Below are 19,986 nucleotides of genomic sequence, written 5' to 3'. Positions count from 1 at the left end.
AGGCACTGAGTGCCGAAACCTTCAAAGCACCCAGTTTGCGGCATTTCATTTGGCTTTTCCCTGAAGAGGAATAAGCGTGCCGTAAAGGCGGGCTTGAGTCAGCGTATGGCGTCATTGCAGGCTTTTTTTGTAACCATTCGCCACCTATCGAAAGCATAGAAAAAATTTCAACACTGTATTTCTTGAGCGACTACACTTATAGAGTTATAGATATTTGTCATTATGGCATTTCAATGCTGCAACCCTTGCAGACCGTGATTACTCTTCGATCCTACAACTGGGCTTTGAATGAAGATTGAAATACTCAAACAGGCGGTTATGGACTCACGAGACGGCATCACCATCTCCGATAACTGCATTGAAGATAATCCATTGATTTTTGTAAACCCCGCTTTTGAGCGCATGACGGGCTACTCATTCGAAGAAATCACTAACATTAACTGTCGATACTTACAGAATAACGACAGAGAACAGCCCGAACGGGAAATGGTTCACAGCGCTATAAAAAATGGTGAGTATTGCCTCGTGACCTTGCGAAACTACCGTAAAGACGGAACTATGTTTTGGAACGAGTTAAGCATATCGCCTATCCACGATGAGAAAGGGGCTGTAACCAACTTTATCGGAATTCAAAAGGATGTAACATCCAGAATTATAATACAACAGCAACTGCGCGATGAACACCAGTCTCTCGAAGAAATGAAAATACACTTCGAGCAACTTTCAATAAAAGATGGTCTCACTGGCATTTACAATCGTCGTTTTTTTGATGCGCAGCTCGAAATTCAATGTAAAATTGCGTGCCGCAATGGCGACTCCTTGACTCTTGCCATGATCGATATTGATCATTTCAAATCATTTAATGACATTTACGGACACCAACAAGGCGATGAAGCATTAATACGTGTCGCCGAGAGTTTGAACAAGTCCTTCCAACGAGGCTCTGATTTTGCAGCTAGGTATGGCGGGGAAGAATTTGTAATTCTATCCAACGGCATGGCGAAAGACCAAGCAGCGCTGTATGTCAAGACACTCTGCCAACGAGTGCGAGATTTGAGAATACCGCACTCAGCTTCTAGCACTGGATATTTAACCATAAGCATCGGTTTTTCAGTTCATTCGTTTAGCCCACTGGACTCGCTTAACGTACTACTGGCACAAGCTGATAAAGCACTTTATACAGCTAAAAAACTAGGAAAAGATCAGTCTTTTAGTTTTTAGGTAATGAGTTCAGCATCATAGTGCTTCCCTCAAGGCCGCTTTGAGTCAGTTGCTGCTCCAGCGTTTCAGCACGGGCCTGCTCCGCAGCGGCACGTTGCTGGGTTTGGCTGAGCTCGGTTTGGATTGACTCCAGTCGCCGATGCAAATGCTCGACTTGCCGGCCGGCGGCCTTGAATGGGACGGTCATGGCTTTGCCCTCTTCGCGGGCGTGGTCGACCTCGCGGTGCGCACGATCCTCGACCCCACGTATGCAGGCCTCCTGCGCAACGCGTTCCTGCTCGGCCTTGAGCCGCAGCGCTTGCAGATCCTGTTGTAACGTCTGATTGTGCTGCTGAACTTCACGGCGCTCGTGCAGCCCACTTTCACGCTGCAGCTGGCGCTGGGGCAGTAACAATTCCAGGTCGGCCAAGCGCGCCTCGACCGCCTGACGCCCAGCAACGGCCTCCGCCGCCTGTTTGCGCCGCACTTGTTGCTTCATATGCCATGATGGCAAATAGCTATACTAAATAGCCCTTTAGTTAAGTTAATCAATCATCACACCGCACTCGTATTCACCACCCGTGCTGTACGAATAAACAACGCACGCACTTTCTCCCAGAAATTTCCGCCCAGTACAAAAAAGCTGCCGATCAACATCATGTCGCCCAACAGCTGCAGTTGCCAGATATTCGGCCTGAGTCCTGGCCAGATACTGTCAACGTAGGGCTCCAGAAATGCCGAAATCAACGGCAGACAAAACATCACGACGCCGATCCGATGACGCCACGGCCCTACTTCAGTGTCGACTGTCGGTGCCAGTGAAGTCACGTAGCCAAAGACACTGCTTTTGAGCTGTTGAAACCCCGCCTTGCCCATAACCGCGATGACGATAATCAACAGCACCTTGTTGCTGATGAACAGGACGCCTGTCAGCGCCGCGATCCTGGAACCCGGCACACCCGCTGCCGCCAATATGGGCACCATCAGCCATGAGCCGAGCATCAGGCAAATGATCGCAATGCCCAGTTTGAAGCGCCATCCAGCGGTATGGGGTGCATTCATGGCTGTCGTTCCTTCTTTGATGGGTCGTATTGAATGTGATGACGCTTGAAAAGCTTAGCAGTCAGTTAATCATCCGGGCGTCTATGCTCCTGTGAACTTCCTGGACTGGAAAACACGCATGCATCTGACGCGATCTGGCCAACTGCTCCTGCTGTGTGTGCTCGGCCTGAGTGGCTGCGTGCACCTGGGGCCGGATTTTCAGTCACCGAAGCAAGCGTGGATTGACCACTGGAGCTCCCCTGCCCTTGAGCAATCCAGCCAGCGCAGCCTGAATCCTGATTTGCGCCAGTGGTGGCAAATCTTCGGCGATCCGGTGCTCGATCGTCTGATCGACGAGGCGGATGCCTACAACTCGGATCTGAAGATCGCCGGTCTGCGAGTGATGGAGGCCCGAGCCCAACTGGGAATCGCCCAAAGCGGACGTTACCCGCAATTGCAGCAAGCCAGCGTCGACAGTCTGTATTTCAACCGCAGGCAATCCGGCGGGGTCAATCCGCAGGACAGCCATTTCTGGCAACACAGTGCTGGCTTCGACATTGGCTGGGAGCTGGATTTCTGGGGTCGCTTCAGTCGTGCCATCGAGTCGGCCGATGCCGGTTACTTTGCTGCGCAGGCCAACTATGAAGACGTGCTCGTCCTGCTGCGCGCCCAAGTGGCGGACACCTACTTTTCGTTGCGCACCACAGAAGCACGTTTGCGCGTTGCCAGGGAAAACGCCAAACAGCAACAGCGTAATTTCGAGATCACCGAAAAGCTGTTCAACAGCGGCCAGCAAGCCGAACTCGACTTGCAGCAGGCCAGAACCCAATACCTGGGCACCTTGAGCACCATCCCCAACTTTGAAGATCAGGTGCTGCGTACCCGCAATGCGCTGGCTGTGTTGATCGGTCAGCCACCCGGCGCGCTGTCGCAGTTGCTTGAGAATGAAGGGTTGATCCCGCTGGTAGACCGCGCCGTACTGCAGGATGTGCCGGCCAATCTGCTGCTGCGTCGGCCCGACGTGCGCGCGGCCGAACTGAATGTCGCTTCGCAGTCGGCGCTGATCGGCGTGGCCGAAACCGATTTCTACCCGTCGTTGACCTTGCTCGGCAGCATTGTCTGGTCGGCCGATACGCTGAACGGCACGTCCAGAAGCCTGGACTTGATCGGCGGCCCCAGTCTGCGCTGGAACCTGTTCGACCATGGCCAGATCAGCAACAACGTGCGTGTCCAGGATGCGCGGTTGCAGCAGTTGATCGAAGCCTACCGCGACAAGGTTCGCCAGGCGGCGCGCGAAGCGGATGACGCTGCCAGCGGATTGATCAAATCCCTGGAGCGCGAACGAATCCTGCGCGAGGCCGAAGTCGCCGCCAAGCGCTCGCTGGTGCTGGCCAGCGCGCAATATCGTGAAGGTTATTCGGATTTCCAGCGGGTGCTGGATGCGCAACGCGCCTTGCTGGAGCAACAGGACAATTACCTGGTCAGCCGCAGCAATGCCGTGAGCAATGTGATCGCCCTGTACAAAGCCTTGGGCGGTGGCTGGTACAGCCCGCTGCCGAGAATCGATGCGGCGACCCGCCGGCAAATGGAGCAACGCACGGACTGGGGCGATCTGCTGGATGAGCCTTCAGCTGCGCAAGCCAAAAAAGGTAAAAGATTATGAGTGAAGCCGCACCGCCCTCCCCCAAAGCGCCCGAGCCAGCCGCTGACCCCGCGAAAAAAGGCATCAAATGGGTGTTGCTGGTGATCGTCCTGAGCCTGGCCTGGTATCTGACGGCTGATCGGTTCACGCCTTACACGCAACAGGCGCGGGTGGGTGCTTTTGTGATTCCGGTGGCCGCGGAAGTCGCCGGCCGGGTCATCCGCGTCAACGTGCGCAACAACCAGGACGTCAAGGCCGGAGATGTTCTGTTCGAGGTGGATCCCCAGCCGTATCAAATCGCAGTCGACCGTGCTCGCGCAGACCTCGAATCGACTCGCCGACAAATCGGCGCCAGCACCGCCGGCATTGCCTCGGCACAAGCCAATTTGCGCGCTGCCCAGGCCAACGAACTCAAGGCACGGCAGGATAATCAACGCCTTGAGGGGCTGTATCGCGATGACCCCGGCACCATTTCCGTGCGCCTGCTCGAAGTGTCTCGCGCCAGCCGCGAACAAGCCGTCAGCCAGGTCGCCGCCGCCCGTGCCGAAGTCCAGCGTGCGCGTGAGCAAGAAGGCGGCAGCGCGGAAGATAACGCTCTGCTGCGCAGTGCCGCCACGGCGTTGTCGAAAGCCGAACTGGACCTGGCCAATACGCAGATTCGCGCGCGCTCGGCAGGCTTGATCACCGACTTGCGCACCGACGCCGGGCAGTTCGCCGCCGTCGGCAGTCCGGTCATGACCCTGATTGCCATTCACGACGTATGGATCAGCGCCGACATGACCGAGAACAATCTTGGCCTGGTCAGGCTCGATACGCCGGTGGCGATTGTCCTGGATGCACTGCCGGGCGAAGTGTTCGACGGGCGCGTGCGCAGTGTCGGCTATGGCGTCAGTGTCGGTCAGACGCCTGCACCCGGTACGTTGCCCAGTGTGCAGAACAGCCGCGACTGGTTGCGTCCGGCCCAGCGTTTTCCGGTGATCATCGAGTTTTCCGAGGACTCGATGGCGAAGCTGCGTGACAGTCGCGCCATCCGCGTCGGGGGCCAGGCTGAAGTCATGGCCTTCCCTACTCAAGGCAATCCGTTGAACCTGCTTGGCCGTCTGTTTCTTGGCCTGATGAGTTGGCTGGCGTATGCCTACTAATCGCACGCCCCGGACTCAGCGCGCACTGCGTCTGGCCACGGGCACTGCGTTGTGTCTCGCTGCGAGTTTCGGTTTGGGATTGCCGATTCCGTTTATGGCGCCGGTGCTTGCGCTGTTGCTGCTCGCCACCGTCAATCGCCCGCTGCCGTTCAAGGCTGGACTGGGGCTAGCCGTGGTTGCGATGTTGACCACCGGCATCGGCCTGTTGTGGATTCCGCTCCTGCGTTATTACCCGGTCAGCGGCGTGCTGCTGATCGGCGTAAGTCTGTTTCTGGTTTTTCGCTTTGGATTGCGCGGCGGCAACAACCTGATCGTCACCTTTCTGGTGATCGGCCTGACCATGATCCCCTCGGCCGGTGTCGCCGAGTTCGACCTCGCGGCGATGGTTATCGGCGCGCTGGTCAAAGGATTGCTCCTCGCGGTGATGGTGGTGACGGTGAGCCACTGGCTGTTTCCCGACCCGGCAAACGCCCCCTCGCCACCCGCCGCTCCGCTGTTGCCGGCGGAAGAAGTCAGTCGGGTTGCGCTGCGTGCAACCCTGATCGTGCTGCCGGCGTTTTTGCTGGCACTGATCGATCCGGCAAGTTATCTGCCGATTATTTTGAAGGCGGTCGGCCTGGGTCAGCAGAGTTCCATCACTGCCCGGAACGCCGGTCGCGAACTGGTCGGCTCGACCCTGCTCGGCGGCGCGCTGGCCGTGCTGTTCTGGTGTGCCCTCAGTCTGTTTGTGCACCTATGGATGTTTTTTCTGTGGATGTTGCTGTTCGGTCTGATCCTGGCGCGCAAGTTGTACGCCCTGAGCCCGACCCGGTTAAGCCCGGGGTTCTGGCTCAACAGCCTGATCACGATGATTATCCTGCTCGGTCAGTCGGTGCAGGACAGTCTCGCGGGCAAAGACGTCTACACGGCGTTTGCCGTGCGCATGGGACTGTTCATCCTGGTGACGTTGTATGCCTGCCTGATGGTTTATGTGCTGGATCAGCGACCGCCAAAACGCGTTCAGGGATTAACCTGATACCCCTTGCCTTGCAGGCAACTGGTGTAGGCCGTCGAACTGGTGGAAGCGGCGGTTTTCTCCTGCGCCCGACGCTCTTGGCGTTGACGCGATGCACCCACCATCGCACCGGCGGCGGCCGTCTCTTTGGCCCGGTTCTGCCGATAATCCTGCTTCACGTCGTCATCCACACGATCATAATACTCATCGTGCTGGCGTCCGCGAACCTGAGCACCAGCCGCTCCGGCAGCGGCACCGACTGCCGCACCTTTCAGGCGGCCACCGGATGCCGGCGGCGGCGTCGTTGAACTTTGACTGGCGGCGACGTTGTGGCAGGCGTCGATGTCCAGTTGGGTTTGTTGCGAAGTCTGGCCCTTCATCGGGACCACCGTTTCGGCCCATGCCTGCGTGGCGGCTATCGACAACGCGACACACAAACCAAGGGAAGACAACCTGTTCATGATGACCTCCGAGTATTTCCCAGCCATCAAGAGTGTAGATCACCCCCACTCGCCCACTTGCGACTTATGACTGACGGCTACGCTTCAGCGTTTCACTCGGCAGCTCTTTGAACAGCGCGCGATAACTGCTGGAAAACCGCCCCAAATGCCAGAACGACCACTGCATCGCCACTTCGGCCACCGTGGTTTCCATGGGCGAGCGACCAAGCAGTTCGCGGTGGGCGCTGTTGAGGCGGCGCAGGCGCAGCCAATGGGTCGGCGTCATGCCGGTATACGCCTTGAACGCATGCTGCAACTGACGCAGTGAAACCCCGGCAACCTGGGACAGCTCCAGCAAATTCAGGGTTTCTTCCGGGGAATCGGCCGCCCATTCGCCGATGCGTTTCATCACCGCCCGCTCTTCAGCGCGACGCTGCAAACCGCCGCGGTCCAGACAGACACAGGCGTTGTCGAGGATATACAGACAGTCTTCCAGCAACTGCTGGGTCAAGGCCTCTTTGCTCGGCGGATCGAGGGTCTGCGCCAACCGGGTCAGGGTTCCGCTCAGCCAGCGACTGAACAGCGCGTTCTGCTCCGAATTCAGCGGCGCCATGAACAGCCCTTCGAGCCTGGCGACATTCAGACCGTGGCGCTGAACGAATGCCGGCCCGAACACCACGGCGATTTCCTGATAGTTCTCCGGCGTGATCCAGATGTTGCGGCTTTCTTCATTCAACACGTACAGCGCGTTGTCGCTGCGATCGAAACAGAACGCCAGCGAACCCTCGGGCGCGCTGAAATTCTGCTCGACCCGGGTGTTCATGTGTTCCTCGTAAATCTCTACGCCCTGCAGGTCGAGGTAACGCACCCGCCCGGCGAAATGCCCCGGTGACATCTGCTGGTAATGCTGGACCCAACCGGGTGTGGCGCGGATTTGCTCGGCAACATCGGCGGTGTTGAACGCTTGGACCTGTAATGGATTGCACGCTGTCATGGGTGACCTTACGCACTCGTTTGGTGCGTTTTGGTGCTGCTGAAAGTGGATAGATGGAACGTCAAGGCTCGCCCAAGATAGTCGTCAACGCGTCCCAGGGGAAGTGTGTGGCGGATGAAACCACCCTCCCCGGCGTTAATAAAACCAATAACGAGGTCTTTATGAATGTCCCTTTCGATCAGCTGCTCACGTGGCTGAAAGATCACAAGATTACCGAAGTCGAGTGTGTCGTCAGCGACCTGACCGGCATTGCACGCGGCAAGATTGCACCTACCAATAAGTTCCTGCATGAGCGAGGCATGCGCCTGCCGGAAAGTGTGCTTTTGCAAACGGTAACCGGGGACTTTGTCGACGACGACATCTACTACGACCTGCTCGACCCGGCCGACATCGACATGGTGTGCAAGCCGGTTTCCGACGCTGTCTACGTGATCCCATGGGCCATCGAGCCTACCGCGATCGTGATCCACGACACCTTCGACAAATTCGGCAACCCGATCGAACTGTCGCCGCGCAACGTGCTGAAGAAAGTCCTGCAGCTGTACACCGACAAAGGCTGGAAGCCGATTGTCGCGCCGGAAATGGAGTTTTATCTGACCCAGCGTTGCGAAGACCCGGACTTGCCGCTCAAGGCGCCGATGGGTCGGTCGGGCCGGGCGGAAAGTGGTCGCCAGTCGTTTTCCATCGACGCTGCCAACGAATTCGACCCGCTGTTTGAAGACGTCTACGACTGGTGCGAGTTGCAGGGCCTGGACCTCGACACGCTGATCCACGAAGACGGCCCGGCGCAGATGGAAATCAACTTCCGTCACGGCGACGCGCTGGACCTGGCCGACCAGATCACCGTGTTCAAACGCACCCTGCGAGAAGCAGCGCTCAAGCACAACGTCGCGGCGACGTTCATGGCCAAGCCGATTGGCGACGAGCCGGGCAGCGCCATGCACATCCACCAGAGTGTGGTGGACATCGCCACCGGCAAGCCGATCTTCGCCAATGCCGACGGGCAAATGAGCCAGCTGTTCCTGCACTACATTGGCGGCCTGCAGAAATACATCCCCAAAGTGCTGCCGATGTTCGCGCCCAACGTGAACTCCTTCCGCCGCTTCCTGCCCGACACCTCCGCACCGGTGAACGTCGAATGGGGCGAGGAAAACCGCACCGTGGGCCTGCGTGTGCCGACCTCCAGCCCCGAGTCGATGCGCGTGGAAAACCGCTTGCCGGGCGCGGATGCCAACCCGTATCTGGCCATCGCTGCCAGCCTGTTGTGCGGCTACCTCGGCATGGTCGAGCGCATCGAGCCGAGCGCTGCGGTGCAGGGCCGGGCCTATGAGCGACGCAACCTGCGTTTGCCGATCACCATCGAAGACGCGCTGACGCAGATGGAAGAATGCGAAACCATCGGCCGTTATCTGGGTGACAAGTTTGTCCGCGGTTATGTCGCGGTCAAGCGAGCGGAACACGAGAACTTCAAGCGGGTGATCAGCTCCTGGGAGCGGGAGTTTTTGTTGCTGAGTGTCTGAAAACTACACGAGATCACACATTCCTGTAGGAGCGAGCGGTGCGACGATTCGACTTGCCCGCGAAGAGTCCAGCACATTCAACATCTCCGTTGACTGGCAGTCCGCCTTCGCGGGCAAGCCTCGCTCCTACAAGAATCCAATAATTCCAAGAGGTGTCCATATGCGTCTATTGAAATCCGTGGTCCCGGTCGCGCTGGCCATGCTGTTCAGCGCCGTTGCACAGGCCCAGCCGACCGTCAGCGTCTACAACTGGACCGATTACATCGGCGAAACCACCCTCGCCGACTTCCAGGCGAAAACCGGGATCAAGGTGATCTACGACGTCTTCGATTCCAACGAAACCCTTGAGGGAAAATTGCTCGCCGGTCGTACCGGGTATGACGTGGTGGTCCCGTCCAATCACTTTCTCGCCCGCCAGGTGAAGGCTGGTGCGTTCCTCAAGCTTGATCGCGCGCAGTTGCCGAACTTCAAGAACCTAGACCCGAAACTGCTGGCACTGCTGGAGAAGAACGACCCGGGCAACGAACACTCCGTGCCGTATCTGTGGGGCACCAACGGCATCGGTTACAACGTCGACAAGGTCAAACAAGTGCTGGGCATTGATCACATCGATTCCTGGGCCGTGCTGTTCGAACCGGAAAACATCAAGAAACTCAGTCAGTGCGGCGTGTCGATGATGGACTCGGCGGACGAAGTGTTCCCCGCCATCCTCAATTACATGGGCATGGACCCTCGCAGCGAGAACCCGGAAGACTTCAAAAAAGCCGAAGCAAAGCTGTTGAGCATCCGCCCCTACATCACCTACTTCCACTCGTCCAAGTACGTGTCGGACCTGGCCAATGGCGACATCTGCGTGGCCTTCGGTTACTCGGGTGATGTGTTCCAGGCCGCCAACCGCGCCAGGGAAGCCAAGAACGGCGTGAACATCGCTTACGCAATCCCCAAGGAAGGCAGTAATTTGTGGTTCGATTTGCTGGCGATTCCCGCCGATGCCAGCAACCCGAAGGACGCTCACGCCTTCATCAATTACCTGCTGGACCCCCAAGTCATCGCCAAGGTCAGCGCCTCGGTCGGTTACGCCAACCCGAACCCCGCCGCCAAGCCATACATGGACGCTGAACTGGTCAACAATCCCGAGGTTTACCCGCCTCAGACGGTTCTCGACAAACTCTACATCTCGACCACCCCGCCCCAGGCGATCATGCGTCTGATGACCCGTTCCTGGAGCAAAGTGAAGTCCAACAAATGAACCAGTACAGCAACGAACATGCGCGCTCCTATTACGCCGCGTCGGCCAATGCGCTGGCGCCCTTCCCCGCGTTGGCCGAAGACCTCGTGGCGGATGTCTGCGTGATCGGCGGCGGATTTACCGGGGTCAACACGGCCGTCGAACTGGCGCAGCGCGGCCTCTCGGTGATTCTGCTGGAGGCGCGGCGGATCGGCTGGGGCGCCAGCGGACGCAACGGTGGTCAATTGATTCGCGGCATCGGTCATGACGTCAGTGGTTTCACCCGACATGTCGGCGAAGAAGGTGTGCGCTACCTCGAGCGCGCCGGGATCGAGTCGGTGGAACTCGTGGGCAAGCGCATCCGTGAGCAAAACATTGATTGCGACCTGCGCTGGGGTTTTTGCGAACTGGCGAACACCAAGGCGCAATTCACGGCGTTCAAGGCTGAGCAGGAAAGCCTTGCCGAGTCGGGTTACGCCCATGAAACCCGGCTGGTCGGGCCGGAGCAGATCCGTGAGCAAGTGGTCAACTCGGGCGTGTATGCCGGTGGCCTGGTCGACATGGGCTCGGGGCACTTGCACCCGCTGAACCTGGTGCTGGGCGAAGCTCGGCTGGCGCAATCGCTTGGGGTGCAAATCTTCGAGCAGAGCCCCGTGCTGGAACTGATCCATGGCAGCACGGTGCAGGTTCGTTGTGCCGGGGGCACGGTGCGTGCCGGCAGCCTCGTACTGGCGTGCAATGCGCATCTGGACGAACTGGAACCGAAACTCAGCGGCAAGGTGCTTCCGGCGGGCAGCTACATCATTGCCACTGAGCCATTGGCGCCGGAGGTCGCCGCGCAATTGATCCCGCAGAACCTGGCGCTGTGCGACCAGAAAGTTGGCCTGGATTATTACCGGCTCTCGGCGGACCGGCGATTGCTGTTCGGCGGCGCCTGTCATTATTCCGGGCGCGATCCGGCGGACATCGCCGCCTACATGCGTCCGCAGATGCTCAAGGTCTTCCCGCAGCTGGCCGATGTGCGCATTGATTATCAGTGGGGCGGCAAGATTGGCATCACGGCCAATCGTTTTCCGCAGGTCGGCCGCTTGCGCCAGCACCCGAACGTGTTTTATGCCCAGGGTTACTCCGGTCATGGGCTGAACGTAACCCACTGGTGCGCGAAACTGCTGGGCGAAGCGATTCATGCCGGACACAGCCAAGGCTTCGACGTGTTCAGCGCCGTGCCGCACATGACCTTTCCCGGTGGGCCGATGTTGCGTTCACCGTTGCTGGCCCTCGGTATGTTCTGGTATCGGCTGCGTGAAGTGCTCGGCTGAAAAACTACTTTTCTGATCCACCGCATTCGCGAGCAGGCTCGCTCCCACAGTTGATACTCGTCGTACACAGACTTTGTGTTTGCTGAAGTTCCAGTGTGGGAGCGAGCCTGCTCGCGAAGAACGATAACGCGATAGATCAGTCGTTTTAGCCTTTCGATTTGCTCATTCGCAAGGCACTTCTATATTGAGGAGGTGCTCTGACTTTCCTGTCTCCTGGCGAGTGCGGCCTATGGCTAAGACTGACCAACTGATCATCTGCGAGCACTGCGACTGCGTGTATCAAAAAGTCACGCTCGCCAAGCATCAGAAAACCCTGTGTACGCGCTGCGGCGGCGTGCTGCAGCGCTATAACGGCCTGTCGGTGGAGCAGCGGCTGGCGCTGACTGTGACGGCATTGATGCTGTGGACTTTCGCCAATTTCTATCCAGTGATGAGCATCAGCCTCCAAGGCTTGAAAAACAGCGCCACGCTGTGGGATTCCGTGTTGGCCCTGAGTCTTGGCCCCATCACCTTCATCGCCATGGTGGCGGCCATTGCGATGATCATCGCGCCGATTTTCCAGTTGCTGCTGCTGATCTGGGTCCTGAGCTTCGCCCTCGCCTCCCGGCGCTCACCGGGTTTCAGACTCTGCATGCGCTGGCTGGAAACCCTGCGGCCCTGGAGCATGCTGGAAGTCTGCCTGCTGGGGGCGATGGTTGCGGTGATCAAACTCGCCGGGTTGCTCGACGTGCTGCCCGGCATCGGTCTGTTCGCCCTGGCCATTCTCAGCCTGATGATGATCCGCATTGCCGGGCGCGATGTCCGTGAACTGTGGGATGTTTTATGACCACGCCTCCGGTCGCGAGCGAACTCAACCTGTGCCTTTGCCACAGCTGCGGCCTGGCCTGTGACATGACCGGCGAACCCCACGAATGCGAGCGTTGCGGTGCACCGCTGCATCGACGCAAAACCAACGCGCTGACCCGCACCTGGGCCTACCTGCTCACGTCCTTGGTGTTTTACATCCCGGCCAATGTGTTGCCGGTGATGAATACCCAAATGGTCGGCAACGGCGCCGACAGCACAATCATGGGTGGTGTGCTGGATTTCTGGCAGCACGGCGCCTGGGACATTGCCCTGATCATTTTCATCGCCAGCATCGCCGTGCCGGGCATCAAGTTCGTCGCCCTGACGCTCCTGCTGGTGACCGTTCAGCGCGACAGCCAATGGGCGCGCAAGGAGCGGTCGAAAATGTACCGCTTCGTCGAGCTCATCGGTTATTGGTCGATGCTCGACGTGATCGTGGTGGCCCTGGTGGCTTCGCTGGTCAAATTTCAAGCCCTGGCCGATATCGAACCGCGCGCGGGCATTCTGTTCTTTGGTCTGGTCGTGGTGTTCACCATGCTCTCGGCGATGAGTTTCGACCCGCGTCTGATCTGGGACCAACACCATTCGAAAAACGAGGAGGTCATGGATGAAGTCGCAAGCCACTGACGGGCCGCAAGCCCCCGGGCAAGCCCCGATCAAGACCCGCCGTTTCAGCGTTTCACTGGTGTGGATCGTGCCGATTGTTGCGGTGCTGGTGGGTATTTCGCTGGTGGTGCACAGCATCCTGCAGGAAGGACCGACCATCACCGTGACCTTCAAGACCGGCAGCGGCCTGACGGCCAACAAGACCGAGGTCAAATACCGCAACGTGGTGATCGGGCATGTTTCCGACGTCGAACTGAGCAACGACCAGAAGAGCGTCAACGCCACCATCAAACTGGCCAAGCAGGCGGAAAGCTTCACCCGTGAAGATTCGCAATTCTGGGTCGTGCGACCGCGTATCGGTGCCGGCGGCGTGTCGGGCATCGATACCCTGCTCTCCGGGGACTACATCGGTGCCGATATCGGCCAGTCCAATGCCCGGTCGAAGAATTTCACCGGGCTGGAGAATCCGCCGCCCATCACCTATGGCGAGCCCGGCAAGCGCTTCACGTTGCACACCCCGGACCTGGGTTCGCTGGACATCGGTTCTCCCGTTTACTACCGCAAGATTCCCGTCGGCCAAGTCGTCGCTTATGCCCTGGATGCCGACGGCAAAGGGGTGAACATCGAAGTCTTCATTCATTCACCCAACGATGCCTACGTCACCGAAAACACCCGTTTCTGGAATGCCAGCGGGATTGATGTGAATGTCGGCGCCAACGGTTTCGCGGTTAAGACCGAGTCACTGTCCTCCATTTTGGTGGGTGGTATCGCCTTCCGCGCCCCGGAATACAGCCCCAACGATGTGCCGGCCACTGAGGAAAAAGCCTTCGAACTGTTCGAAGACCAGCAAACCGCCCTCGCCCCGCCCAACGGCAAGGCGCAATACCTGAGTTTGCGTTTTGACCAGGCCTTGCGTGGGCTCAAGGTCGGTGCACCGGTGGAATTCCTCGGCATCGAGTTCGGCAGAGTGGTGTCGGTGAATCTGGATTTCGATGCAAAAAAACGCAGTTTTCCGGTCAATGTCGGCATCGTGATCTACCCGCAGCGGCTTGGTCAGGCGCACATCAAAATGCTCGAGGCCTTGAAGCATGACCCTAATGACGAGGCGGCGGGCGTTCGTCTGATGGGGACGTTCATCGAGAATGGACTGCGCGCTCAGGCCCGCAGCGGCAACCTGTTGACCGGCCAGCTGTACATCTCGCTCGACTTCTACCCGAAAGCCGAGAAGGTCGTGTTCGATCCGACCGCCCGCCCCGTTTCTATCCCGACCGTACCCGGGAGCCTTGAGCAGTTGCAGGAAAAACTCGAAAGCATGGTCAACAAAATCAACGATCTACCGATCGGACGCATCGCCGGCAACCTCGACAGCAACCTCGTCGAGCTGCGCAAGGGCCTCGCGCAATTCAACGCCAAGACCCTGCCCGGCGTGCAAACCACCCTGGCGGATGTCAGCAAGACCCTGCAATCGGCCAGTTCGACCCTCGCCGAAGACTCGCCGCAACGCGAGCAGTTGACCCAGACCCTGGACGAACTCGGGCGCATGTCGCGGTCCTTGCGTGAACTCTCGGATTACCTGGGCCGGCATCCGGAGTCGCTGATTCGCGGTCGCTCCGAAAACGCCGCGCCGCTGGACTTGAAGGCGCCACCGCGCAACTGACCACAGGAGCAACACCCATGGTTTCTTCGCTGAAGATGACGTTGGTCACTGCGCTCATGCTGCTCGCCGCGTGCAGCAGTGAGCCGATTCAGTTCCACACCCTGACCCCGGCGCAATTGAGCGGGACGGCGCGCGGCAACGGCGGGGAAATCCTGATCGAAGGCCTCAGCGTGCCGCCTCAGGTCGATCGTCCGCAGATCGTCATTCGTCAGGGCAACAGCGGCCTGGCGATTCTGGAGACCGAATGGTGGGCCGCGAGCCTGGTGGATGAGTTGCGCAGCGCCCTGGTCGATCAACTGGCCAACAGCAATCCCCAGCGCAAAGTGTCGGTGCGCGTGGAGGTTCAGCGGTTTGATTCGGTTCCCGGTCAATACGCGCTGATGGACGTCAAATGGCGCCTGCGCAGTCCCGGTGAAGGCGACAACACGCTGGTCAGCTGCCGAAGTACGTTGCAAACACCTTCAGGACCTTCCATCGACGACTTGGTCATTGCCCAGCAGAACAACGTCAAACGCCTGGCCGCGTTGATCAGCCAGGCCGCAGCCGGAACGCAAAAAGGTTGCCCGGCACCGCAATGAATTGACGTTTTTTTCTCATTCAGCCCCTTACATTTGGCGCCGCCTTAAGCCTGCAAATGATTCGTATTGACCTACAATCATTGACGACCCTTCCGGTCTGTCAGCGTGCACGATTCTAAAAACAACGGGAGCCGCCACCGCATGAATCGCCCTATTCCCTCTTTCCTGAAAAACGCACTGCTGGCCACTGCCCTGCTGAGTGCCGGTCACGTTTACTCAGCCGATGCCGACGGCATCGTGGTCTACAACGCCCAGCATGAAAGCCTGACCAAAGCCTGGATCGAGGGTTTTACCACGCAGACCGGAATCAAGGTCACGGTGCGCAACGGCGACGACACCGAAATGGGCAACCAGATCGTGCAGGAAGGCGCCGCCTCCCCCGCTGACGTGTTCCTGACCGAAAACTCCCCGGCCATGGTGCTGGTAGATAACGCAGGGTTGTTTGCCCCCGTAGTGCCAACCACGCTGGAACAAGTCGACGCGGCCTACCGTCCGGCGCATGGCAAGTGGGTCGGCATCGCCGCGCGCTCCACGGTGTTTGTCTACAACCCGAGCAAACTGCCCGAAGCCGAGTTGCCGAAGTCGCTGATGGACCTCGCCGATCCGAGATGGAAAGGTCGCTGGGCGGCGTCACCGGCCGGCGCAGACTTCCAGGCCATTGTCGCCGCCGTGCTGGAACTCAAGGGCGAAGCCGCCACCCTCGAGTGGCTCAAGGGGATGAAAACCAACTTCACCGCGTATCGGGGCAACAGCTCCGTGTTGAAAGCGGTGAATGCCGGGCAGATCGACAGCGGTGTGATTTACCACTATTACCGCTTCGGTGATCAGGCCCGGACCGGCGAAAACAGCCAGAACACCGCCCTGCATTACTTCAAACACAAGGACCCGGGTGCGTTTGTGAGCATTTCCGGGGGCGGCGTCCTGGCGTCCAGCCAACACAAGGAACAGGCCCAGGCGTTCCTGAAATGGATCACCGGCAAGGATGGCCAGGCCATCCTCAAGACCGGCAAATCGTTCGAGTATGCCGTGGGCAAAAACGCTCAATCCAACCCTGAACTGGTGCCTCTGCAGCAGCTCGACGCGCCGAAAGTCGATGTGTCAAAACTCGATAGTAAAAAAGCCGTGGAGCTGATGACTCAGGCCGGACTGCTCTGAATTGATGCCTGAAACGCTACCGGCGGGTGTCCCCGCGGCGATACCCGCACCTTTACCCCGCCGCTCCCGCGGATTGTTCGCGGGGCGCGGCGGTGCGTGGGTGATCGGTTTGTCGGTGCTGATGTCATTGCTGGCGCTGCTGCCGATTGCATTTGTCATCGGCGTTTCGGTGCAGACCGGTTGGGCCACCCTGGCAACGCTGATGTTCCGGCCCCGGGTCGGCGAGTTGTTGATCAACACGGTGTTGCTGGTAGCGATTACGATTCCCTTGTGCATCCTGTTGGGCGTGACGCTGGCCTGGCTGACCGAACGCAGCAATCTGCCGGGGCGACGCTGGTGGTCATTGTTGTCGATCGCGCCGCTGGCGGTCCCTGCCTTCGTTCACAGCTATGCCTGGGTCAGCCTGGTGCCACCGATTCACGGTCTGTTTGCCGGGGTTCTGGTGTCGGTTATCGCCTACTTCCCCTTCCTTTACTTGCCGATTGCGGCCACGTTGCGCCGGCTCGATCCGGCCATTGAAGATGTCGCGGAATCGATGGGACTCAAGCCCTGGGCGATGTTTTTCCGGGTGGTGCTGCCGCAGCTGCGCCTGGCCATCTGTGGCGGTGCCTTGCTGGTCGGGCTGCACTTGCTGGCCGAATATGGCCTGTACGCGATGATCCGCTTCGACACCTTCACCACGGCAATCTTCGATCAGTTCAAGTCCACCTTTAACGGCCCCGCCGCCAACATGCTGGCCGGTGTTCTTGCCCTGTGCTGCCTGGCGATGCTGACTGTCGAATCGGCGGCGCGTGGCCATGCGCGGTATGCCAGGGTCGGTTCGGGCAGTGCCCGGGAACAGCGCGTCGTGCGCTTGAAAACCGGTTCGACCGTACTCGCGCTGACCTTGTTGACGGTGACCTGCGCCCTGGCGCTGGGGGTGCCGTTGATCACCTTGGGCAAATGGCTGATCGCGGGTGGCGCGAATGTCTGGCAGATGGCCGAGCTGATGCCGGCGTTGCAACAGACACTGTTGCTCGGCGTTGCGGGGGCGGTGCTCACCACCTGCGCCGCCATCCCGATTGCGTGGTTGTCGATTCGCTCGCCGGGCCGGCTGCAACGGGTGCTGGAAAGCTGTAACTACATCACCAGTTCATTGCCGGGCATTGTCGTCGCCCTGGCCTTGGTGACGGTCACGGTGCATTTCGCCCGGCCGATTTATCAGACCACGATCACCGTGCTGCTGGCGTACCTGCTGATGTTCTTGCCCCGCGCCCTCGTGAGTTTGCGTGCCGGCATCGCGCAGGCGCCGGTGGAGCTGGAAAATATCGCCCGCAGCCTCGGTCGCTCGCCCGGTCGGGCACTGTGGCTGATCACCTTGCGGCTGGCCGCGCCCGGCGCTGCCGCGGGTGCCGCGCTGGTGTTTCTCGCGATCAGCAATGAATTAACCGCCACGTTGCTGCTGGCCCCGAACGGCACACGCACGCTGGCGACCGGGTTCTGGGCGTTGACCAGCGAAATCGACTACGCCGCCGCTGCGCCCTATGCCTTGCTGATGATTTTGCTGTCACTACCGTTGACCGGACTTCTCTATCACCAATCCAAACGAACGGCTGGCCGATGAACACCCTTGAACTGCATTCGATCTGCAAATCCTACGGCCCGCAAAGGGCCCTGGAAGACATCAGCCTGTCGGTGCCGACGGGCAGCCGAACGGTCATCGTCGGCCCTTCCGGTTCCGGTAAATCCACCTTGCTGCGATTGATCGCCGGTTTCGAATTCCCGGACTCAGGAAGCCTGACGCTGAACGGTCAGACGCTGGTCGACCCCACTCATGAAGTCCCTGCCCACCAACGACAGATTGGCTATGTGCCTCAGGACGGTGCCTTGTTCCCGCACATGACCGTGGCCGCCAACATCGGCTTCGGATTGTCGATCAAGGGTCTGGAAAAACGCGAGCGTATCGCCCAGTTGATGGACAGCGTTGCCCTGGAGGCGAACATGGCCGACCGCTGGCCCCATGAGCTGTCTGGCGGTCAGCAACAACGGGTGGCACTGGCACGGGCCCTGGCGCAACAGCCGCGGTTGATGTTGCTGGATGAACCGTTTTCCGCGCTCGATACCGGCCTGCGCGCAGCCATGCGCAAACTGGTTGCGCGGTTGCTGGCGGACGCCGGTGTCACCACCATTCTGGTCACCCATGACCAGAGTGAAGCGCTGTCGTTTGCCGATCAGCTTGCGGTCATGCGCGAGGGGCGTCTGGTGCAGTCCGGTCATCCGCTGGACCTTTACCGCTATCCCGGCGACGAACAAACCGCGATGTTCCTCGGCGATGCCGTGGTCATGCCAGCCCGGATCGAAGCAGGCTGGGCCCATTGCGATCTCGGGCGGATCCCGGTCAACAACCATCGCAACAACCGCTGTGCGCAGATCATGCTGCGGCCCGAGCAGTTGCAACTGGTCGGCATCGTGCCCAACGCAGTCGAGGCCGCCGGGTGCCGCGCCGTGGTGACCGAGCGGGATTTCAGCGGCAATACCTGCACATTGACCGTGGAACTGGAGACTTTGCCATCCGCCAATCAGCCCGGTCGATCATTGACGGTGCGCAGTTCGGGCCTGTACGCGCCACCGACCGGCAGTGCGGTTCACGTCTCGACCATCGGCCACGCCCATGTGTTGAGCGAATCTTAAAGATCAAAGCGGTCCACCGCCCGCCGCCGCTCATTGTCATCCCGCACGTCGTAGTTGGCCGTCGTCTGGATATTGCTGTGATGGGCGAGTTTCTGCGCGATCGACAAGTCATGTTCCTCGATCACCCGGGTAATGAACGAGCGCCGAAAGTCATGGGGCATGATTTTCACCCCGACCTGCGCGCCGCGTTGCCGGGCGATGTAATAAATCGCGTGCTTGGTGATGCGCTCACGGGTGATGTGGCTGCCGCGGCGGATGCGATTGAACAGGAACGCATCGTCCACCTCGCCTTCCTTGAGTTGCGAGCGGCGCAGCTCCAGCCAGGCATCCAGTTTGGCGAATGCCCAGGCCGGTGCGTATTTGATCAGTTGCTTGTTGCCTTTGGCGGTCACCCGCAGGCTGCGTTCGGTGAAATCCACCTGATCGAGGTCGAGGTTCACCGACTCTGATTTACGCATGCCCGAGCCATACAGAATCCCGATGATCGCCGCGTCCCGCAAGCCTTGTGGCCGTGGGTCGGCGGCACAGACCGCCATCATTTCCTGAATCAGCGAGCGCCGAAGATTGCGCCCCTGGGACAGTCGTGTGCCGGCAATGCCCTTGACCGAGCGCATTTTCAGCAAGTGTTCCTGACTGATCAGGCTCATGCGCCACGCTTCATTCATCACCCCGCGCACGGCGTTGACGTACAGCGAAGACGTATTGGGCGCGTAGCCGTCCGCGCGCAACGCCGCGACCAGCGCAATCACATCTTCGGGCTGCAGCTGGTGCCATGGAATCTCCTCGACGTTCATGTCTTCGAAGCCCAGGCGGTCGGCGGCATCCTGCAACACATAACGCATGGTCAGTTGGCTGGACGGCGCCAGTCGCGCCAGATACAAGGGCATCGGATTGGTCTTTGCAGCACTTGAATCAGTAACAGATAAGTCAATCAAAACAAAACGGCCTTGAGTG

Annotated in this window: 18 protein-coding genes and 1 pseudogene; 14 read left to right on the top strand and 5 right to left on the bottom strand. The window is 59.4% G+C overall.

Going from position 1 to position 19,986, the window contains the following annotated elements; genetic code table 11:
- Positions 1-288: 288 nt before the first annotated feature.
- Positions 289-1,221 (top strand): GGDEF domain-containing protein, encoded by a 933-nt coding sequence (locus ACA066_RS13365; RefSeq protein ID WP_497699610.1) that lies wholly within the window; start codon positions 289-291, stop codon positions 1,219-1,221.
- Here ACA066_RS13365 and ACA066_RS13360 read toward each other — a convergent pair.
- Together ACA066_RS13360 and ACA066_RS13355 are read right to left on the bottom strand one after the other, a co-directional pair.
- Positions 1,211-1,681, bottom strand: a pseudogene (locus tag ACA066_RS13360) (DNA-binding protein); the annotation flags it as partial. The gene ACA066_RS13365 and the pseudogene ACA066_RS13360 sit on opposite strands and share 11 nt — an antisense overlap.
- A gap of 74 nt (positions 1,682-1,755) precedes the next feature.
- Complete coding sequence (locus ACA066_RS13355) at positions 1,756-2,262, bottom strand: transporter suffix domain-containing protein (RefSeq protein WP_497699609.1); 507 nt, start codon at positions 2,260-2,262, stop codon at positions 1,756-1,758.
- A 118-nt stretch (positions 2,263-2,380) separates the two neighbouring features.
- Between ACA066_RS13355 and ACA066_RS13350 the strand changes: the two genes are divergently transcribed.
- From ACA066_RS13350 to ACA066_RS13340, 3 genes are read left to right on the top strand one after another with little or no spacing between them, the layout of a single operon-like run.
- Entirely contained in the window at positions 2,381-3,904 is a 1,524-nt protein-coding gene (locus ACA066_RS13350) for an efflux transporter outer membrane subunit (RefSeq protein ID WP_497699608.1), read from the top strand.
- Entirely contained in the window at positions 3,901-5,025 is a 1,125-nt protein-coding gene (locus ACA066_RS13345; protein ID WP_497699607.1) for an HlyD family secretion protein, read from the top strand. Before ACA066_RS13350 ends, ACA066_RS13345 begins: the two co-directional genes overlap by 4 nt.
- The gene (locus ACA066_RS13340) at positions 5,015-6,040 is read left to right on the top strand and encodes a DUF2955 domain-containing protein (protein WP_497699606.1); all 1,026 of its coding nucleotides are present in this window, start codon (positions 5,015-5,017) and stop codon (positions 6,038-6,040) included. Before ACA066_RS13345 ends, ACA066_RS13340 begins: the two co-directional genes overlap by 11 nt.
- On the opposite strand, the gene ACA066_RS13335 is transcribed toward ACA066_RS13340, so the two are convergent.
- The gene (locus ACA066_RS13335) at positions 6,025-6,480 is read right to left on the bottom strand and encodes a hypothetical protein (protein ID WP_497396696.1); all 456 of its coding nucleotides are present in this window, start codon (positions 6,478-6,480) and stop codon (positions 6,025-6,027) included. The two genes, ACA066_RS13340 and ACA066_RS13335, sit on opposite strands and share 16 nt — an antisense overlap.
- Positions 6,481-6,544: 64 nt before the next feature.
- A complete protein-coding gene (locus ACA066_RS13330; protein WP_497699605.1) occupies positions 6,545-7,453 on the bottom strand; it encodes a helix-turn-helix domain-containing protein in 909 nt (302 codons plus the stop codon).
- 161 nt (positions 7,454-7,614) lie between these two features.
- Here ACA066_RS13330 and ACA066_RS13325 point away from each other — a divergent pair, with 161 nt between their 5' ends.
- The 10 genes from ACA066_RS13325 to ACA066_RS13280 all read left to right on the top strand — a co-directional run bounded on the left by ACA066_RS13325 (position 7,615) and on the right by ACA066_RS13280 (position 19,032).
- A complete protein-coding gene (locus ACA066_RS13325; protein ID WP_497699604.1) occupies positions 7,615-8,973 on the top strand; it encodes a glutamine synthetase family protein in 1,359 nt (452 codons plus the stop codon).
- 160 nt (positions 8,974-9,133) lie between these two features.
- The gene (locus ACA066_RS13320; RefSeq protein ID WP_497699603.1) at positions 9,134-10,222 is read left to right on the top strand and encodes a polyamine ABC transporter substrate-binding protein; all 1,089 of its coding nucleotides are present in this window, start codon (positions 9,134-9,136) and stop codon (positions 10,220-10,222) included.
- Positions 10,219-11,520 (top strand): NAD(P)/FAD-dependent oxidoreductase, encoded by a 1,302-nt coding sequence (locus ACA066_RS13315; RefSeq protein WP_497699602.1) that lies wholly within the window; start codon positions 10,219-10,221, stop codon positions 11,518-11,520. The genes ACA066_RS13320 and ACA066_RS13315 overlap by 4 nt, the downstream gene beginning before the upstream one ends.
- Positions 11,521-11,749: 229 nt before the next feature.
- The gene (locus ACA066_RS13310) at positions 11,750-12,346 is read left to right on the top strand and encodes a paraquat-inducible protein A (protein WP_497699601.1); all 597 of its coding nucleotides are present in this window, start codon (positions 11,750-11,752) and stop codon (positions 12,344-12,346) included.
- A complete protein-coding gene (locus tag ACA066_RS13305) occupies positions 12,343-12,993 on the top strand; it encodes a paraquat-inducible protein A (RefSeq protein ID WP_497699600.1) in 651 nt (216 codons plus the stop codon). The genes ACA066_RS13310 and ACA066_RS13305 overlap by 4 nt, the downstream gene beginning before the upstream one ends.
- Entirely contained in the window at positions 12,974-14,629 is a 1,656-nt protein-coding gene (locus ACA066_RS13300; RefSeq protein WP_497699599.1) for a PqiB family protein, read from the top strand. Before ACA066_RS13305 ends, ACA066_RS13300 begins: the two co-directional genes overlap by 20 nt.
- Before the next feature lie 17 nt (positions 14,630-14,646).
- A complete protein-coding gene (locus ACA066_RS13295) occupies positions 14,647-15,207 on the top strand; it encodes a PqiC family protein (protein ID WP_497699598.1) in 561 nt (186 codons plus the stop codon).
- A gap of 141 nt (positions 15,208-15,348) precedes the next feature.
- A complete protein-coding gene (locus tag ACA066_RS13290) occupies positions 15,349-16,362 on the top strand; it encodes an iron ABC transporter substrate-binding protein (RefSeq protein WP_497699597.1) in 1,014 nt (337 codons plus the stop codon).
- Between the two features lie 4 nt (positions 16,363-16,366).
- The gene (locus tag ACA066_RS13285; protein WP_497699596.1) at positions 16,367-17,965 is read left to right on the top strand and encodes an ABC transporter permease; all 1,599 of its coding nucleotides are present in this window, start codon (positions 16,367-16,369) and stop codon (positions 17,963-17,965) included.
- On the top strand, positions 17,962-19,032 hold the full coding sequence (locus ACA066_RS13280; RefSeq protein WP_497699595.1) for an ABC transporter ATP-binding protein: 1,071 nt from the start codon (positions 17,962-17,964) through the stop codon (positions 19,030-19,032). Before ACA066_RS13285 ends, ACA066_RS13280 begins: the two co-directional genes overlap by 4 nt.
- Here ACA066_RS13280 and ACA066_RS13275 read toward each other — a convergent pair.
- Positions 19,029-19,919, bottom strand: a complete 891-nt coding sequence (locus ACA066_RS13275) for a site-specific integrase (protein ID WP_497699594.1) — start codon at positions 19,917-19,919, stop codon at positions 19,029-19,031. The two genes, ACA066_RS13280 and ACA066_RS13275, sit on opposite strands and share 4 nt — an antisense overlap.
- Between the last annotated feature and the right edge of the window lie 67 nt (positions 19,920-19,986).

It is taken from the genome of Pseudomonas sp. LBUM1651, from assembly GCF_059716135.1.
Note: the sequence above shows the minus strand (reverse complement) of the source record. Positions and strands in the feature narration are given on the sequence as shown.

Bases quoted from the DNA above. Each gene is read 5' to 3' on its own strand.
- ACA066_RS13365 (WP_497699610.1), top strand. From the start codon at position 289: ATGAAGATTGAAATACTCAAACAGGCGGTTATGGACTCACGAGACGGC.
- ACA066_RS13355 (WP_497699609.1), bottom strand. From the start codon at position 2,262: ATGAATGCACCCCATACCGCTGGATGGCGCTTCAAACTGGGCATTGCG.
- ACA066_RS13350 (WP_497699608.1), top strand. From the start codon at position 2,381: ATGCATCTGACGCGATCTGGCCAACTGCTCCTGCTGTGTGTGCTCGGC.
- ACA066_RS13345 (WP_497699607.1), top strand. From the start codon at position 3,901: ATGAGTGAAGCCGCACCGCCCTCCCCCAAAGCGCCCGAGCCAGCCGCT.
- ACA066_RS13340 (WP_497699606.1), top strand. From the start codon at position 5,015: ATGCCTACTAATCGCACGCCCCGGACTCAGCGCGCACTGCGTCTGGCC.
- ACA066_RS13335 (WP_497396696.1), bottom strand. From the start codon at position 6,480: ATGAACAGGTTGTCTTCCCTTGGTTTGTGTGTCGCGTTGTCGATAGCC.
- ACA066_RS13330 (WP_497699605.1), bottom strand. From the start codon at position 7,453: ATGACAGCGTGCAATCCATTACAGGTCCAAGCGTTCAACACCGCCGAT.
- ACA066_RS13325 (WP_497699604.1), top strand. From the start codon at position 7,615: ATGAATGTCCCTTTCGATCAGCTGCTCACGTGGCTGAAAGATCACAAG.
- ACA066_RS13320 (WP_497699603.1), top strand. From the start codon at position 9,134: ATGCGTCTATTGAAATCCGTGGTCCCGGTCGCGCTGGCCATGCTGTTC.
- ACA066_RS13315 (WP_497699602.1), top strand. From the start codon at position 10,219: ATGAACCAGTACAGCAACGAACATGCGCGCTCCTATTACGCCGCGTCG.
- ACA066_RS13310 (WP_497699601.1), top strand. From the start codon at position 11,750: ATGGCTAAGACTGACCAACTGATCATCTGCGAGCACTGCGACTGCGTG.
- ACA066_RS13305 (WP_497699600.1), top strand. From the start codon at position 12,343: ATGACCACGCCTCCGGTCGCGAGCGAACTCAACCTGTGCCTTTGCCAC.
- ACA066_RS13300 (WP_497699599.1), top strand. From the start codon at position 12,974: ATGAAGTCGCAAGCCACTGACGGGCCGCAAGCCCCCGGGCAAGCCCCG.
- ACA066_RS13295 (WP_497699598.1), top strand. From the start codon at position 14,647: ATGGTTTCTTCGCTGAAGATGACGTTGGTCACTGCGCTCATGCTGCTC.
- ACA066_RS13290 (WP_497699597.1), top strand. From the start codon at position 15,349: ATGAATCGCCCTATTCCCTCTTTCCTGAAAAACGCACTGCTGGCCACT.
- ACA066_RS13285 (WP_497699596.1), top strand. From the start codon at position 16,367: ATGCCTGAAACGCTACCGGCGGGTGTCCCCGCGGCGATACCCGCACCT.
- ACA066_RS13280 (WP_497699595.1), top strand. From the start codon at position 17,962: ATGAACACCCTTGAACTGCATTCGATCTGCAAATCCTACGGCCCGCAA.
- ACA066_RS13275 (WP_497699594.1), bottom strand. From the start codon at position 19,919: ATGCCCTTGTATCTGGCGCGACTGGCGCCGTCCAGCCAACTGACCATG.